This window comes from Solibacillus sp. FSL W7-1472 (assembly GCF_037969775.1).
Taxonomy (GTDB): domain Bacteria; phylum Bacillota; class Bacilli; order Bacillales_A; family Planococcaceae; genus Solibacillus; species Solibacillus silvestris.
The window spans coordinates 3,632,501-3,648,459 of sequence record NZ_CP150208.1; the positions used below are offsets into that span (position 1 = coordinate 3,632,501).

17 protein-coding genes and 5 tRNA genes (1 of these 22 cut by a window edge) are annotated in these 15,959 nt (G+C 38.7%); 1 reads left to right on the top strand and 21 read right to left on the bottom strand.

Translation table 11 applies throughout. The annotated features are described in order from the left end of the window. The 17 genes from MKY07_RS18115 to acpS all read right to left on the bottom strand — a co-directional run. Positions 1-67, bottom strand: a tRNA-Lys gene (locus MKY07_RS18115) (it extends 9 nt beyond the left edge of the window). Between the two features lie 4 nt (positions 68-71). Then, a tRNA-Gln gene (locus MKY07_RS18120) sits at positions 72-146 on the bottom strand. 4 nt (positions 147-150) lie between these two features. Continuing rightward, a tRNA-Asp gene (locus MKY07_RS18125) sits at positions 151-226 on the bottom strand. 30 nt (positions 227-256) lie between these two features. Beyond that, a tRNA-Glu gene (locus MKY07_RS18130) sits at positions 257-331 on the bottom strand. Between the two features lie 5 nt (positions 332-336). Further along, positions 337-412 (bottom strand) — tRNA-Asn (locus MKY07_RS18135). 194 nt (positions 413-606) lie between these two features. Then, positions 607-1,074 (bottom strand): SprT family protein, encoded by a 468-nt coding sequence (locus MKY07_RS18140; RefSeq protein WP_014822541.1) that lies wholly within the window; start codon positions 1,072-1,074, stop codon positions 607-609. A 74-nt stretch (positions 1,075-1,148) separates the two neighbouring features. Further along, positions 1,149-3,320 carry a Tex family protein gene (locus tag MKY07_RS18145; RefSeq protein ID WP_339263310.1) on the bottom strand — a complete coding sequence of 724 codons (2,172 nt, stop codon included), beginning with the start codon at positions 3,318-3,320 and terminating at the stop codon, positions 1,149-1,151. A 127-nt stretch (positions 3,321-3,447) separates the two neighbouring features. Then, positions 3,448-4,233: an RNA polymerase sigma factor SigB gene (sigB, locus tag MKY07_RS18150; RefSeq protein ID WP_008405769.1), complete on the bottom strand. Its 786-nt coding sequence runs from the start codon at positions 4,231-4,233 to the stop codon at positions 3,448-3,450. Next, positions 4,211-4,681 carry an anti-sigma B factor RsbW gene (gene rsbW / locus MKY07_RS18155; protein ID WP_014822539.1) on the bottom strand — a complete coding sequence of 157 codons (471 nt, stop codon included), beginning with the start codon at positions 4,679-4,681 and terminating at the stop codon, positions 4,211-4,213. Before rsbW ends, sigB begins: the two co-directional genes overlap by 23 nt. Continuing rightward, complete coding sequence (locus MKY07_RS18160; RefSeq protein ID WP_014822538.1) at positions 4,681-5,013, bottom strand: STAS domain-containing protein; 333 nt, start codon at positions 5,011-5,013, stop codon at positions 4,681-4,683. The genes rsbW and MKY07_RS18160 overlap by 1 nt, the downstream gene beginning before the upstream one ends. Before the next feature lie 71 nt (positions 5,014-5,084). Further along, on the bottom strand, positions 5,085-6,080 hold the full coding sequence (locus MKY07_RS18165) for a PP2C family protein-serine/threonine phosphatase (protein WP_339263311.1): 996 nt from the start codon (positions 6,078-6,080) through the stop codon (positions 5,085-5,087). Between the two features lie 13 nt (positions 6,081-6,093). Then, positions 6,094-6,495 (bottom strand): anti-sigma regulatory factor, encoded by a 402-nt coding sequence (locus tag MKY07_RS18170; protein ID WP_014822537.1) that lies wholly within the window; start codon positions 6,493-6,495, stop codon positions 6,094-6,096. 274 nt (positions 6,496-6,769) lie between these two features. Continuing rightward, positions 6,770-7,120 carry a type II toxin-antitoxin system PemK/MazF family toxin gene (locus MKY07_RS18175; RefSeq protein WP_008405778.1) on the bottom strand — a complete coding sequence of 117 codons (351 nt, stop codon included), beginning with the start codon at positions 7,118-7,120 and terminating at the stop codon, positions 6,770-6,772. A 4-nt stretch (positions 7,121-7,124) separates the two neighbouring features. After that, positions 7,125-7,412, bottom strand: coding sequence for a hypothetical protein (locus tag MKY07_RS18180; protein WP_008405780.1), 288 nt, complete (start codon positions 7,410-7,412; stop codon positions 7,125-7,127). A gap of 165 nt (positions 7,413-7,577) precedes the next feature. Then, positions 7,578-8,696, bottom strand: a complete 1,119-nt coding sequence (gene alr / locus MKY07_RS18185; RefSeq protein WP_014822536.1) for an alanine racemase — start codon at positions 8,694-8,696, stop codon at positions 7,578-7,580. 283 nt (positions 8,697-8,979) lie between these two features. Further along, a complete protein-coding gene (locus MKY07_RS18190; RefSeq protein ID WP_339263312.1) occupies positions 8,980-9,972 on the bottom strand; it encodes an outer membrane lipoprotein carrier protein LolA in 993 nt (330 codons plus the stop codon). Positions 9,973-10,037: 65 nt separating this feature from the next. Further along, complete coding sequence (gene acpS, locus MKY07_RS18195) at positions 10,038-10,391, bottom strand: holo-ACP synthase (RefSeq protein ID WP_008405783.1); 354 nt, start codon at positions 10,389-10,391, stop codon at positions 10,038-10,040. 89 nt (positions 10,392-10,480) lie between these two features. Between acpS and MKY07_RS18200 the strand changes: the two genes are divergently transcribed. Next, entirely contained in the window at positions 10,481-11,104 is a 624-nt protein-coding gene (locus MKY07_RS18200; protein ID WP_008405784.1) for a rhomboid family intramembrane serine protease, read from the top strand. A gap of 40 nt (positions 11,105-11,144) precedes the next feature. Here the strand turns inward: MKY07_RS18200 and MKY07_RS18205 are convergent, their stop codons facing one another. The 4 genes from MKY07_RS18205 to MKY07_RS18220 form a co-directional block, all read right to left on the bottom strand. Next, on the bottom strand, positions 11,145-12,629 hold the full coding sequence (locus MKY07_RS18205; protein WP_339263313.1) for a PH domain-containing protein: 1,485 nt from the start codon (positions 12,627-12,629) through the stop codon (positions 11,145-11,147). Further along, a complete protein-coding gene (locus tag MKY07_RS18210; RefSeq protein ID WP_008405786.1) occupies positions 12,622-13,101 on the bottom strand; it encodes a PH domain-containing protein in 480 nt (159 codons plus the stop codon). Before MKY07_RS18210 ends, MKY07_RS18205 begins: the two co-directional genes overlap by 8 nt. 227 nt (positions 13,102-13,328) lie before the next feature. Next, complete coding sequence (locus tag MKY07_RS18215) at positions 13,329-14,882, bottom strand: DEAD/DEAH box helicase (protein ID WP_008405787.1); 1,554 nt, start codon at positions 14,880-14,882, stop codon at positions 13,329-13,331. Between the two features lie 365 nt (positions 14,883-15,247). Continuing rightward, positions 15,248-15,943 (bottom strand): alpha/beta fold hydrolase, encoded by a 696-nt coding sequence (locus tag MKY07_RS18220; protein WP_014822533.1) that lies wholly within the window; start codon positions 15,941-15,943, stop codon positions 15,248-15,250. Positions 15,944-15,959: the final 16 nt, after the last annotated feature.

Sequence of the window (15,959 nt, forward strand, 5' to 3'; positions counted from 1 at the left end):
ATGAAGGACTCGAACCTTCGACCCTCTGATTAAAAGTCAGATGCTCTACCAACTGAGCTAATGGCTCTAAATGGCTGGGGTACCTGGATTCGAACCAGGGCATGACGGAATCAAAATCCGTTGCCTTACCGCTTGGCTATACCCCAAAAATGGCGGTCCCGACCGGGATCGAACCGGCGATCTCCTGCGTGACAGGCAGGCATGTTAACCGCTACACCACGGGACCATTAGTAAATCTTCATTATTAAAATATAAGTGGTGACCCGTACGGGATTCGAACCCGTGTTACCGCCGTGAAAGGGCGGTGTCTTAACCACTTGACCAACGGGCCACTAATGGCTCCGAAGGCAGGACTCGAACCTGCGACCTGCCGGTTAACAGCCGGATGCTCTACCAACTGAGCTACTTCGGAATAATTACTTCGTTGCGACATCATCTTGTCGACTTTTACTATTATAGAGAGCGATTTCCGTTTCGTCAACACTTTTCCTTAAAAAAATTTAAGAAAAAATCTCTTCCTATATATAGAGCAAAAAACATTCCCTTTAAAAAATAACATAAATACTGTATACCTTTAATCATTCATTTTTAAACATCATTTTCAAATTATTTTTCGCTTCGAAGAAATTTAATTTTCCCTTTACAAATACTGCAACAATATTTTTTTATATCCATTTTTCTTTTTCTCTTATATATTTGTCCGCAATTCGTACAACTGTATATATGTATTGTCTTTTGCACCGGCATTTCTTTAGGCTGTTCCAAAGTAGAACAAAAACGTGGTGCTCCAACTTTTTTCAATAAATTCCGAAAATCTGCATCTCCATGCCTATAACCCATACCTAAAATATGAAGATGATAATGGCAAAGTTCATGTAAAATAATTCCCCTTAACTCCTCTAGTCCGAACTGGTCATATAGTTTTTTATTAAGTTCAATATTGTGACTGTTTAACATATACCGTCCGCCCGTCGTTTTCAACCGACTATTAAAATAAGCTTTATGAATAAACGGTCGGTCAAAAAATTCATTTGATAATTGCTCAACTAACTTTTGTGCCTGTTCGTCCGTCATATGCTCCCCCCCTTAAATTAATAAAAAGCGCATATCAGCTATGCGCTTTTTATTATAATTGAAAATCATGTTCTTTACACGCTAAGCTGATTTTCAGGAGTTAACATCGTTAAAGAAATACGACCTTTGTTAGCTTCTACTTTTTCTACCCAAACTGTCACAATATCTCCCAGCGAAACAACATCTAATGGATGTTTAACACGCCCCTTTTGCAATTTGGAAATATGGACAAGTCCATCCTGCTTAACCCCGATATCGACAAACGCTCCAAAATCAACGACATTCCGAACTGTCCCCTGCAGTTCCATCCCGACTTGCAAGTCATCCATTTGAAGTACATCGGTTTTCAATAACGGTTGCGGGAAAGCATCACGAGGGTCACGGGTAGGTTTCATTAGTGTATCGACAATATCTTTCAACGTAACTTCCCCTACATCCAATTTCTCACCTAATGTTTTTAAATTTAACTTGCTGATTTCTTCTTCAGCTTTCGCTGTTCCGACATCCTTTTTCGTTAATCCTGCTGCCTCTAATACAGCTTCAGCTAATTTATAACTTTCGGGATGGATACCTGTAGCATCTAACGGATTTTTAGCATCTGCAATACGCAAGAAACCAACTGCCTGCTCGTATGTTTTAGCACCTAATCGCGGGATTTTTTTCAGTTGGGCACGAGATGTAAATTGGCCGTTTTCACTACGCATTATCACAATATTTTCTGCAACAGTTTTTGAGAGTCCAGATACATATTGTAAAAGGGAGGCCGAAGCTGTATTTACATCTACCCCAACTTGGTTTACCGCTGTTTCCACAATAAATGTCAGTGATTCTGCGAGCTGCTTTTGGGATACATCATGCTGATACTGCCCTACACCGACAGCTTTCGGGTCAATTTTAACAAGCTCGGATAATGGGTCTTGCAAACGACGGGCAATCGATACAGCACTCCGTTGTTCCACCTGTAAATCCGGAAACTCCGATCGCGCCACTTCAGAAGCCGAGTATACGGAAGCCCCAGCCTCGTTGACAATAACATATGCAATGTTTCCATCTGCTTCTTTCAGTAGTTCTGCAATAAATTGCTCTGTTTCTCGTGATGCTGTCCCATTACCAATTGCAATAATACTAATCGGATATTTTTTTAATAATGCCTTTACTGTCGCTTTCGCTTTTGAAGGATCCGACGTAGTGTGGGGATAAATAACACCAACCTCAATCATCTTACCTGTCTCATCCACTACCGCCAATTTACAGCCGGTTCTGTATGCAGGATCTACACCAAGTACCATTTTACCGCGCATTGGAGGCTGTAATAATAAGTTGCGGAGATTTTCTGAGAAAATATGAATTGCCTGTGTTTCTGCTTTTGATGATAGTTCTGCGCGCAGCTCATTTTCAATAGATGGTTTAATTAAACGTTTATAGCTATCTGCAACTGCCAATTTCACTTCGTTGACAGATGGACCTACATAATTTCTAGGTATAAAATGATTTTCCATTTGAGTTGTCGCTTTATCAATCGGAACTTCAATCGTTGCACGAATCACTTCTTCCTTTTCACCGCGGTTTACCGCCAGTATACGGTGGGGTGCAATTCGATGAACAGGTTCTTCATATTCGTAATACATTTCAAATACTTGTTTTTCATCTTTTTCCGCATTTTTTAATGTTGTGACAAGCTTGCCTTCTCGCCAAGATAGTGTGCGTAATTTTTCACGAATTGCGGCATCATCCGCAAATCGCTCTGCTAAAATATCGCGTGCGCCCGCCAATGCTTCTTCAATCGAAGTAACACCTTGTTCTTCGTTTAAATAAGGAGTTGCCATTTGCTCCATCGTCCGCTTTGTATACTTTAAAAGCTCTTCAGCTAACGGTTCCAAGCCACGTTCTTTTGCAATCGTTGCTTTTGTACGACGCTTTTGTTTAAATGGTCGGTACAAATCTTCCACACGCTGTAAAACAGTTGATGCTTGAATAGCAGTTTGTAGTTCTTCCGTTAATTTACCTTGCTCATCGATTAAACGCAGCACTTCCTCTTTCCGTGTTTCGAGCTGCTGTATGTAATGGTAGCGGTCTTCCACTGCTTTTATTTGAACTTCATCAAGAGAACCTGTCATTTCTTTTCGGTAACGGGCGATAAAAGGTACTGTGTTACCTTCTTCCAGTAGCCCAATAACTGCTTTTGCTTGCTTTGGCTCTACTTTTGCATCTTTCGCGATTATTTGTAACATTTTTTGTTGATCCATTATGCCACTCCTTTGAATTTAAAACTTTCTTTTAGTGTACCATTCCATTTGTATTGTTTCCCAAAAAAAGCGATGAATTTATGCATGAAAAAGAGCCTACTAATCTATATTAGTAGACTCTTAAACTTTATAACGAGACGCCGCCGCTTGCTGTGATGGCATCTTGTAATTTTTTAATGGCTTTACGTTGAATTCGCGAAACGTGCATTTGGGATATACCGAGTCTCTCCCCGGCTTCCTTTTGACTAAGCTGTTCCAAATATGTTAACTGGATAATTTGTCGCTCACGTTCATTTAATACATTCATCGCATCAGCTACAATCATTCTGCGGTTTGTCACTTCATAGCCTGTATCTTCTCGACCCACTACATCAAATAACGTTACCGTACTGCCATCAGAATCCGATTCGATTGAATGATCCATCGATAGTGCCTGATAGCTTCGTCCCATCTCCATCGCTTCCAATACGTCCTCATCCTGTACTTCTAAATATGTCGCAATTTCAGTAATAGATGGGGAACGTTGTAAGGACGTCGTTAATGCTTCGACAGCCGCCTTGATTCTAGGTCCCAATTCTTTAATACGTCTCGGAACATGCACGTCCCAAGTTTTATCACGTAAAAAACGTTTTATTTCACCTACGATTGTCGGAACAGCAAACGCCTCGAAACTTCTGCCAAAAGAAGGGTCAAATCGTCGGATCGCACCTAATAAACCAAGCATCCCTACTTGTACAATATCATCATAATAAGATTTACCATGTGAATATTTGCGTGCAATCGACTCGACTAACTGCTGATAATGGAGCACAAGGTTAGTTTGTGATTCTTCACAGCCGCTCGCCTGATATTCTGCAATCCAATTTAGCACTTCTTCTTTTGATGTATTTTTAGGTAGTGATTCTTTCGACATTCCCTTTCACCTGCTCTCTCGAGACATACTTTGTCATGAAAACAGTGACGCCACCTTCGTTATTTAATTTCACTTCGTCCATTAAAGTCTCCATTAAATAAATCCCTAATCCACCTTCACGTAATAGTGCTACGTTTTCATTTTCATGATATGGACCAACTTTTGATTTAATCTCTTCAAAGTTAAAGCTGACACCGTAATCTGCAACCATTATTTCGATCTTGTCCTCAAATAACGCACAGCCGATCACAACTTCTCCTTCCTCGTTTGCTTTATAAGCATGGTGTACAACATTTGTCACCGCTTCACTTGTAGCAATTTTTAAGTCCTCAATTTCATCATAAGTAAACCCAACTCGCATCGCTAATCCTGAAATTGTTAGCCGGATTACACTTACATATTGCGATTTGGCAGGCACTCGAATTTCAATATAGTCAAATGCTCTCATCATTTCAACTCCAATTCCTCATCAATCTCAATACTCATTAATTCACTTAAACCTGTAATTTCAAACAATCTAACCAAACGATTCGATAAGTTGACTAATTTTAATGATGCATTTTCTCTCGTAACTTTTTTATAAAATGCAACAAATATTCCTAATCCTGTACTGTCCATATAATTTACTTTTGATAAATCTAATTCGATTTTTCGGCCTTCCACAATTTGAACAGTCTCTAACTCTTCGCGTAAAATCGGGGCTGTATACGTATCAATTTCACCCTCGATATAGCCTTTTAATACGTTTCCATCTTCTCTAAATTGAACATTAACATTCATTATTAGACACCTCCATCTATAAACCTAATTACTTTTCCCCAATGTACAGGAGTTCAAACATAATTATTTATTTATTTTTTAAAAATAACAACCGTAAAATCATCTTCTAATTCAAAATCCGGCAAGTTTTTCAAATAGGTGTACATTTCCTCACACATTTTCTGAGCTGAAAGATGGTTACAGCTTAATGCCAAATTCTTAATCACATCCCGTGGATCCAGCTCTCCTTGCTTGCGAAAATCCGTTACCCCATCTGTAATCATAATGATAAAATCATTATCCTCCAAATGAATATCATACTGTGGATACGTAACTTCCGGCATGACACCTAACAATAAACCTTTTGACTCCAAATCAAAGAAAGTGTTTTTACGAGCATTATAATATATAGCAGGTTCATGTCCAGCTGACCCATATGTAAATTTGCTTTCTTTAATATTATATGTCCCGTAAAACATCGAGACAAACATACTATCATCAACACTTTTTTCAATAATGCGGTTTAACACTTCCAAAATGTATGATGGATCTTTCGTTGCATACTCAAGTGTATCTAGCCCGTACTTAACCATCGACATACAAAGGGCTGCTGGTACACCTTTTCCGACAACATCTGTCACTGCTACACTAACAACTGAGTTATTGTTGTTTAGAAAGTGAACATAATCACCATTCATTTTGCGGATTGGTACAGATAGCATCCCAATATCAATCTGATTCAACATGGGTACTGTTGTTCTGAGAATCATATTCTGAATTTTTGTAGCAACATTCATCTCCATACGCAGTTCTTCTTGCTGTTCCAGTAAACTTTGATGCTCCTTTAAAGTTAAACCAAAGTGTACCATAATCTCAATTAGAAAATCATAGCTATGCGAAATATCTTCTGGTAGATCTGGATAAATTTTCTCTATCGCATATTTGTGGATATTGATTACTTCTTCTGGAGCTACTTTTTTTTGGATTAACTGTCGAATGAAATTTTGGCCTATATACAAATTTCGCTCAGTTTGGTTGGCCAAAAAATCCGATAATATTTTTTGATATTGAGTTTGCAGCTCTTTCAAATTTTATCACATCCTACTTTACCCATTTTTCGATAACTATTGTCGTACCGTTCCCTACATTGGATTGGATGTCCATTGTATCCATTAGTCTCTTGACTCCTGGCAGACCCGCTCCAAGCCCGCCTGAAGTAGAATAGCCGTCTTCCATCACCTTTTTCAAATTACTAATTCCTGGTCCTTTATCTGCCGCTATTATGCGAAGGCCAACTTTCTCTTCATTACTAATACGCTCTATCGTGACTTCCCCGGATCGGGCATATAAATAAATATTTCGAGCCAGTTCGCTTATCGCCGTCGTAATTCGAGCCTGATCTACCGCGCCAAAGCCAATTGCTTTCGCCTCATTACGTCCAAGTTGGCGTGCAGCTACAATATCCCATTCTGTTACAATCTCTACGGTAGATTTCGCATTCATCATAGTGCCCCCAATTTCCTACTTTTTCTTTCTATGGAGTTAACGTACAGTATCAATTTTTTGAATTATTAATCTTTTACATTATACCATATGTTATCCTTGTAGTTTAGTTGGATATAAATTTTAAACCATTTTTTTGATATATTTATAATTTTAAGGAAACTACCACAATATTGCATGATTACAGTTTACTATTTACCTCAAAATTATAAGGTACTTTGATTTGTAATAATAAAAAACACCGAAACGAAATGTTTCGATGTTTTTTTATGTATTAAAATTTTACGAGTCCTAAACTAATATTAAGAGCTATATCTACTTCTTGCATTAGTTTCGCATCTAGCTGAGTAATACGATCTGTTAATCGTGATTTATCAATTGTACGCAATTGTTCAAGCAAAATTACCGAATCACGCTCAAAACCATACTTTTTCGCATCGATTTCAACATGTGTAGGTAACTTTGCTTTTTGAATTTGCGCAGTTATTGCAGCTATTATGACGGTTGGACTAAAGCGATTTCCAATATCATTTTGAATAATAAGAACGGGTCTAGTCCCGCCCTGTTCTGACCCTACCACAGGTGATAGGTCAGCAAAAAAAACGTCTCCACGTTTTACAATCAAATTGTCATCCCCCGCTTACGAGACGCTCCACCATATGTTCCGCTTCATACTCTGCATGCAAGCACTCACTGCAAATTGTCAGATTAATTTGCGACATTTCCACATAGCCCTTTATTAAAGCTTCCCGTATTTGATTTGGTTGCATATGCTTTGTATAATTTTGAGTCGCCAAATACGCCATCATATAACCATTCTCAGTATTACGCCCAAACGTTCTTTCGAATTGCGTTACTAGCTCATTTGGTATGTCAATTACTACTTCTTCTACTTCTACTAATTCCTTCGCGTACAAAACAAGCACCTCCACCGAACATCCCATTTCCCATTCATTCTATCATTGATTGACTACAATGAAAAGACAGGAAAATTAAAAAACTGACAATTCTCGCAATAAATGAATAAATTTGGACATACTTGTTTTGTATATTTGAAGTTTTTTTTAGTAATATTACATCGATTATTTATATACCCTAGGAACTCTAGCTGTAATTACACATGGCACTTCGTAATTAATTGTTTGGAGTTTATGAGCCCAATCATCTATTGTGATTTCCTCTTGCTGTTGGCAGCCTATTAGTACAACTTCTTCTCCAACATTATATGCTTCCGGGAGTAAAATCATACTCTGATCCATACAAATTCTGCCGACAATTTTCGCTCTTTTTCCTCCAACAAGCACTTCTTGGCCAGAAAGCTTTCGGATCATACCATCTGCATAGCCGATCGGTATTGTTCCGATGTAGCAATCCTCTTCTGCAGTATATGTTGCCCCATAGCCTACCGATTGACCAGCTTGCATTTTTTTAATATGTACAAGTTCTGTCTGCAAGGAAAAGGCTGGCTTAATCGGAAAAGGTAATTTTGTGCCTACATAACTTGAAGGCAATAATCCGTACATGGAAATGCCGAAACGTACCGCATCATAATGCAAAGAAGGATCTTTCACTAATGCGGTCGCTGTATTGGCAACATGAACAAGACGAGGCTTTTGTGGCAGTGCACCTAAAAAGTCCTTGAATAGGGTAGCCTGATTGTCAAAGTACATCGAATCTTCTTCATCTGCAGTAGCAAAGTGCGTAAATATTCCATCCACTAAAAAATCATCGGAAGAATTAATCATTGTATACAATTCCATTAGTTCTTCTTTAGTGGAAACACCGATACGCCCCATGCCCGAATCAACTTTAATATGAAGTCTCAGCTGATTCAACAGTGGTGTATATTGCTGTGCAAGCTGCAACCATTCTGTTGAAAATACAGTAAGAATAATATTTTCAGCTGATGCAAACGGAATAAAAGTATGTGGTGAAGCACCTAAAACTAAAATATCAATATCCTTAAAATTTTCTCTAATATGTACTGCTTCGTCCGGTGTTGCGACAGCAAGCATTGTTGCACCTGCCTCAATTGCCGTTTTTGCAACTTCGACATCTCCATGACCATAAGCATTTGCCTTTACTACAGCAATTATTTGGATTTTCGGTCCTATATAGTTTTGTAGTGAAGAAATGTTATGTGTGATTGCTTGAAGATCAATTACTGCTTTTGTTGGTCTGTAATAAATTGGAGTATTCATTTCGATTTTTACCCTCTTTTTATAAGTTTAAACTTACTGTTATTTATGTAATTTTGAGTAAATCATTTTTAAATCCGTATACGAAAAGAAATCATCTTGCGCTTGTATACGCAAGATGTCTCTTCTTAAATATAACCATAAAATACAATTTAAAAACAAGTTTAGAATTATATTTTTTTAAAACCCGATTAGTTCCGGCCCAACACGATGTTAGTCACACATGGTTTGTCACAGGATGTGATGTTTTTAGCTTAGTGGGGGATGAGCCCCCACTGATTGACGTTTACTTCATACTACTTTCCTGCACACTTGCAGCTACTTCCAGTAATTCATCCTTCGTTAATTTTGTGGAAGCGATAAAGAAGGTCATGCCATCTTTGTCCCATTGAATTGAGTTATCAGTAATAGCCCCTATTGTATAGCCTAAATCCGCCGGGTCCCCAGATACAGGCAATATTGTTTCATCGGATTGAATCGGCTGCTGCATTAGTGTAAATGGCTTTTCCCCTTCGAATGTCAAAATAACTCGTGTGTTTCCATCTTCCTGCACTTCAAACTCATCTGTCAGCTTAGTATGTGCCCAGTCGATCGTTGGGTAATATACACTAAACTCTGTGTCCACCACTTCTGCTGATGCGGCTTTCTTTTCCTCTTTTTCAGAGAATTTCTCTACCGCGTACTCTTCTGCAGTATGCTTCACACCTAATTTAATGTCGGCAAATGTAATCACGACTTGTTCTTGTAAAGATTCATCCATCACACTTACTTTTGTCGGAAGCATCGTTTTCTTATCAACTACAATTTGCTGTACCGGCAGTGCTGTTTGGTCTACATTTCGTGTTGCTACTTCAAAAGTATAGCTTGCATCATCTTCAGTCATTACCGCTTTTGAATCTGACACTAAATCATCTGCTAATGCCCCAATTATATACGCCTGACTATTTTGCTTCGGCCATTCACTTTGGAATTTATGCGTTTTACGTAATGATGGCGTGACAACAAATACACCTTCTTCATTTCGGACGATTAACTGTTGTTCTGACTCACCTTTTGGATTAACTGCAACCCGATAAAAATCTGGTTTTGTATGCCAAACTTTCACATCGTAAATACGTGGTTCTGCGCCTGTCCGAACTTCCATCGAAGCACTTAATTCATAACCTTTTGCGTCATTCCACTTCTTGTTGACATCCTCAATCACTTCATCCTTTGTAGCTTTTCCACACGCCGCCAAAAAGAGACAACAAACGACAACTACTAGCAGTCGGAGTTTCAAAGATTCACCCTTTCGATTATCTATTTCGATAAATTACTATATGAGCCAAGGTGTGCATGTATGTATTATTGCATTAAGATTACTTGAGCAGCTGCTGTCGTCCTTGTATGAGTAATGGAAATGAACCCGTTCACCTGTTCACCATCAAAGTATAAAACAGGTTTCCCTTGCTCTTCTTTTAAAATTTCTATTTGATGAAGTTCACAGCCCTTACCAATTCCTGTGCCATTCGCTTTTGAATAAGCTTCCTTTGCAGCAAAGCGACCTGCCAGAAATTCCACTTTACGTGAGTCCGATAATGTATTAAAAACGGCAAGTTCCCTTTCCGTTAAAATTCGTTGTGCAAATTTCGCCGAACGTCCTATCATTTTTTCAATTCGATCCAATTCTACTAAATCTAATCCAATCCCTTTAATCATTTAATAGCTCTCCCTTTCTTTTCCTCATTACTCCAATGTATAATAAATAAAATACGTTTTATTTTGTATCGACTTAATTGAGGTGGAACATGTTTATTCGTAGAGAAAATTTTAAACAGTACATTACGTTATATCCGGTCGTATCATCAATTATAGCAATTAATTTAATTGTTTTCGTCCTAACATTAATCCCGGGATTCGGCGAAGAATTACTTTATGCCGGTATGAGCGTCAATGGACTCATTGCAGCCGGTGAATGGTGGCGCATTATCACGTCCATGTTTTTACATGCAGGTTTTATGCACGTTCTTTTTAATATGTTCTCCCTATTTTTATTTGGTCCGGAGCTCGAGAAAATCGCCGGCAAAATGCGATTTTTAACAATTTACTTTTTAGCCGGAATTTTTGGTGTTGCTGCCACTTACGCAACACAAGATGCCTATTATGCCAGCGTAGGGGCAAGTGGAGCACTTTATGGAATTTTCGGTGCGTTCGGAGCACTTGTTTATTACACGAGACATTTATTCCCGCAGTTGAGACAAATTATATTGCCGTTAATTGTGATTAGTATTATTATGACATTTTTAACACCAAATATTAATATTGCTGCACATTTAGGCGGTTTAGTTACCGGCTTTATTTTAGGGGTTGTTTACTTTAACCCTAAAAATATGGGGCGCTGGCGCAAACAGTCCATTAAACGGGTAAAATAAAAACAGGATCCGCGAAAGTAATTTTCGCGGACCCTGTTTTTTAATGTTCATACCATGTCAGTATTTTTTCCACTTCCCGTTGCTCCACATGACGTGCAGTCGCTGAAGCTCCGGCTATACCTGACATCACTATAATTTTTACAGATCCTATATTTCGCCGCTTTTGGAAATACGTTTGACTTCCTTGCGTAATTTGCACACGTTTCTTTAAAGCATAAAACGTTACACGACTTACAAGGCGCGATACAATCGTAATTTGCTGATCTTTCACCGTAAATCCGGTCGTCTTAAATTGCCATCTTCCAAGTAGAATAATCGGAACGACCAGCAATAATGACAGCAGTCCATATGGGTAAAAGAAGTAAGAAACTGCGCCGATTAACGGAACTAACCATACAAAATCAATCCGATAAAAAAAAGGCTGTGCTTTTTTCGGCGGCTGAACAATTTGGTTAACTTGAAAATCATATTCAGGAAACAGTTCTGCCAAAGGTGCAAATACTTCTTTTTTTGCAATTAGCGGAAATAAAATGATTTTCTTATCATTTTCCCCGCTAAATCCTCCACCAGCACTTTCTACCGCAACAGAAGCTAAGCCAAGCAGTTGCTGGAAAGGGTTTTCTGCCAGTTTAATTGCCTGCACCCGGTTTAACGGAATTGTCACACGTTTTTTTTCGATTAATCCTCGTGTAATAATTAACCGATCATGCTGCTTGCACACCGTAAAGTTATAATAATTTAAAAAGGTCAAGCCGACAGAAACTCCCCATGCCAGTATAAGTGCAAGAGCGATTAAAATCATAACGACTATATAGCCGTATTCCACTAAAAATGCCAACTCATCATAAATCAAGTCAAAAGGGATAAATTCCGCAAATTGGGAAAGGACAGCAAAGACGCCGGCAAGTACTACTCCCACACCGCTGGAAGTCGTCGCTAACAATAACAGCTCCGGTACTTTCATTTTGTGTAATATAACTGATGCCGGCTCTGGCTCTTCCTCTTCAGCTACTTGTACCAGGTCACTTTCAACCGGCAGTTTTTGTTTCGTTTTCGCCTTTTTCATTTGAATTTCTACTTCATCTGCCGCAGCTTTCGTTACCGCTGTCAACTCCGCTTCCGGTTTACCATCTTTACTTCCCGCCGTTTCCACTTGTACTTGTACAAGCTTGAACAACCGGTGAAAAATACCTTCTTTATAATTCAGGTTTTGAATGCGCTCAAATGGAATGTAGCGCTTTTTCTTTATAAACAGACCGTATTCCACACGGAGTTCACTATCTTCAAACCAATATACAAATGTCCACCACTTAATCAAACCGCTCACTACCGTTACCGATAAGACGATTACTAAAATAAAGAGTGGAATCATTTCGCTGAAAAATGTTTCGCTTCGATAATCCAAATTAATATTAAAGCCGTTCGCCGCAACAATGATAATGATTGGGATAAGGAGATCTTTCAATGCTTTTACTACATTGATGATTGCCGTTACAGGATGAAGTTTATATTTCTCTTTAGACATCATCTTCCGCCACCCTTGCAAGTTCAGAGATTTTTGTCCTCAATTCATCGGCGTCCTCAACTTTCAGCATAGGAATCGTATGTACTGTAGCCGCCGAAGAAATCGATATATTCGCTAACATGTATTTCTTTAATATCGGTCCCTGCTCTGTATCCACATGTTGAACACGCACCATCGGTATTAGTGTCCGTTTTACGACAAACAGGCCACTTTGAATTTCAATTTCCTGTTCTCGTACTTCATATCTCCAAATTCTCCAACGAATGCTCGGAAATACAATAACCGAAAATGCGATCGATAAGATAACCAGCGCTATGGCAATCCACATAATCCACTGCGGCCAATCAAATCGGACTGTTAAAAATACAATACCACCTGTTAAAAGAGCGATAATAAAAGTTTGAATGATTCCATATAATCGCCACACAGTTTGCGCTTTTTTAGGTAACTGAAACTTTGGTTGTTCTCTCACTTGCCCTACACCTCTTTCTCTACAGTATGCTATACGTATTAACCGTTTAAATGTTTCATTCTGCTCTAACCATTATGAAAAAACAATCCCCTTACCCTCATAGTATAGTTAATTGGTAAATTTGTTAAATAATTTATAAAGATTTTATTTCCCGGAAAATATATTTATATAAAATTTTCCACAAAAAAACACACCAACAAGAAAAATGTTGGTGTGTTTGAATAAGATTAGTCTTCACGACGTGGACGTGGACGACGATCACGAGAACCTTCGCGACGAGCACCGCCTTCACGACGACCTCCATCACGACTTCCGCTACCAGAACGGCTTCCGCCTCCGCCACCTTCACGACGGCGATCTCCTCCGCGACGGTCACCACCGCCACGGTTGCCACCACCACGGTTACGGTCATTACCGCCACGGCCACGGCCTCCGCCACCTTGTGAACGGTCACGACGCATTGGTAATGGACGCTCTTCCGATAATGATACTGGTGTAGCATCAGGTTCTTTAGTAATTGATTTAAGAGCAGCTGCTACTAAGTCAAGTGCATCGTTATTTTCCAATAACTTAGCTGCTAACTCACGGTAAGTACCTAAATCATTATTTTGAACTAATTCCACCAATGATTGCATTGCATCTTCTTGTAAGCCTACTAATGCTTCTTCAGATGATGGTGGACGTAAAGGAGTCATACGTTTTTTCGTAGTTTCTTCTACGATGCGTAAGTAACCCATTTCACGAGGTGTTACGAAAGTTACTGCAACACCAGATTTACCTGCACGGCCTGTACGACCAATACGGTGAACGTATGATTCTGGATCTTGTGGAATGTCAAAGTTGTAAACATGCGTTACACCTGAAATATCCAATCCACGAGCTGCAACGTCTGTTGCGATTAAAATATCGATTTTACCTTCTTTAAACTGACGTAAAACAGAAATACGTTTTGCTTGAGATAAATCACCGTGGATACCTTCCGCTAAGAAGCCACGTAAACCTAAAGCTTGGCTTAACTCATCAACACGGCGTTTCGTACGACCGAAGATAATTGCTAATTCTGGTTTTTGTGAATCCAATAGACGAGATAAAGCATCGAATTTTTCGCGCTCTGTTGCTTTTACGAAGAATTGTTCAATGTTTTCCATTGTTAATTCTTTCGCTTTAATTTTTACGATTTCAGGATCTTTCATGAATGTCTCTGCAATTTTACGGATTGCTGGAGGCATTGTCGCTGAGAATAGTAATGTTTGGCGATCTGATGGTACGTTTTCTAAAATCGCATTAATATCATCGATGAAGCCCATGTTTAACATTTCGTCCGCTTCGTCTAAAACTAAAGTTTGCACTTCGTCTAAACGTAATGTACGACGGTTAATATGGTCTTGAATACGACCCGGTGTACCTACAATAATTTGAGGTTTGTTTTTTAATGCGCGGATTTGACGGCCAATTTCTTGACCTCCGTAAACTGATAATAATTTTACGCGCTTGTCATAACCTAATTTATAAAGTTCTTCTGAAACTTGGATTGCTAATTCGCGAGTCGGAGCAATTACCAAAGCTTGGATATTTGGATTTTTTGGATCGATTTTCTCGATTAAAGGAATACCAAATGCAGCTGTTTTACCAGTACCTGTTTGTGCTTGGCCTAAAACATCACGGCCAGCCATTGCAAACGTAACTGTTCCTTCTTGGATTGGTGTTGCTTCTTCAAACCCCATACGCTTAATAGAACGTAATGTCGATTCACTAATGTTTAATTCTGAAAAATTTGTCAAACTCTTCATTCTCCTTTTTCCTGTATAAGTTGACAAATGGTTACATTTTCAGATGAAATGGCGGCAAATTTTCGAGCCATTGTATGTGGAACGTTTCCGTTACTTAAAAATTCTCTCTGCTTCATATGCAGAGTCTCTTATATGAAAAGGAAAGCCCGGTCATTGCCGAGCGGTTCAATTCTACTGTTTCTAATTGGGTAATGCTCGTGTAAAAATAGAATAAAACCGTTTATCAAAAAAAAGTACTCTTCACCCATAAGTCTGAAGAGTCTTCGCACAAAATGTATCCATTGCTTTTATTAGTCTAACATGGGTTGTAACGGTATGCAATGATATTGCTTTGTATCAAAATAGTCAGATATTTATTACTCCATTAAAAATTGATACACTTGATCAAACCATTGCTCACAATCATCACTGTAACAAATATGATGTTTTCCACAATCTGAAATATACATTTGCTTTTGTTGCGACTGAATTTGTTGAAATAAAATATGTGCGGTTGCACTTGGTACAATACCATCCAGCTCCCCTTGTACGATAAAGGTAGGACAGTGAATGTTTTTTATATACGGTTCCGTTTTTTTCACGACCTTCATAAATTCAATCGTCGCTGATAACGGAACATTTTTAAATTTAAATTTGTACCGTGCAAACAATTCATTTTCTTCTAACTTATTGTGCACCATATCCTGGGCAATCGCTCGAACATCTTTTACTAACTGAGTAGGACTCACATACTTGGCTGCAGCACTTAGGAGTACCAACTTTTTTACTGGGTAACGTATAGATAAGTACATCGCAATGACACCACCCATTGAAAAGCCGACGACAATGACTTCATCTACTTGCTTTTTCAACTGCCGATATGCGATTTCCGCTTCCATCATCCAATGTTCTGCTTTATAGCCTTTCATTGCCAAATTTTCTGCATCACCGTGGCCTGAAAATGTCGGAATACTTACGACCCAATCTATTCGTTGCTCTATATAATGTGCAAATGGCTGTACTTCATACGGTCCGCCTGAAAATCCGTGTAAAAATAGAACGCCGATTTTCATTAGTTCACCTGCTTCC

Bases quoted from the DNA above. Each gene is read 5' to 3' on its own strand.
- MKY07_RS18220 (WP_014822533.1), bottom strand. From the start codon at position 15,943: ATGAAAATCGGCGTTCTATTTTTACACGGATTTTCAGGCGGACCGTAT.
- sigB (WP_008405769.1), bottom strand. From the start codon at position 4,233: ATGTCGAAAGAATCACTACCTAAAAATACATCAAAAGAAGAAGTGCTA.
- MKY07_RS18140 (WP_014822541.1), bottom strand. From the start codon at position 1,074: ATGACGGACGAACAGGCACAAAAGTTAGTTGAGCAATTATCAAATGAA.
- MKY07_RS18145 (WP_339263310.1), bottom strand. From the start codon at position 3,320: ATGGATCAACAAAAAATGTTACAAATAATCGCGAAAGATGCAAAAGTA.
- MKY07_RS18170 (WP_014822537.1), bottom strand. From the start codon at position 6,495: ATGAATGCGAAATCTACCGTAGAGATTGTAACAGAATGGGATATTGTA.
- rsbW (WP_014822539.1), bottom strand. From the start codon at position 4,681: ATGAGAGCATTTGACTATATTGAAATTCGAGTGCCTGCCAAATCGCAA.
- MKY07_RS18200 (WP_008405784.1), top strand. From the start codon at position 10,481: ATGTTTATTCGTAGAGAAAATTTTAAACAGTACATTACGTTATATCCG.
- alr (WP_014822536.1), bottom strand. From the start codon at position 8,696: ATGAATACTCCAATTTATTACAGACCAACAAAAGCAGTAATTGATCTT.
- MKY07_RS18160 (WP_014822538.1), bottom strand. From the start codon at position 5,013: ATGAATGTTAATGTTCAATTTAGAGAAGATGGAAACGTATTAAAAGGC.
- acpS (WP_008405783.1), bottom strand. From the start codon at position 10,391: ATGATTAAAGGGATTGGATTAGATTTAGTAGAATTGGATCGAATTGAA.
- MKY07_RS18205 (WP_339263313.1), bottom strand. From the start codon at position 12,629: ATGTCTAAAGAGAAATATAAACTTCATCCTGTAACGGCAATCATCAAT.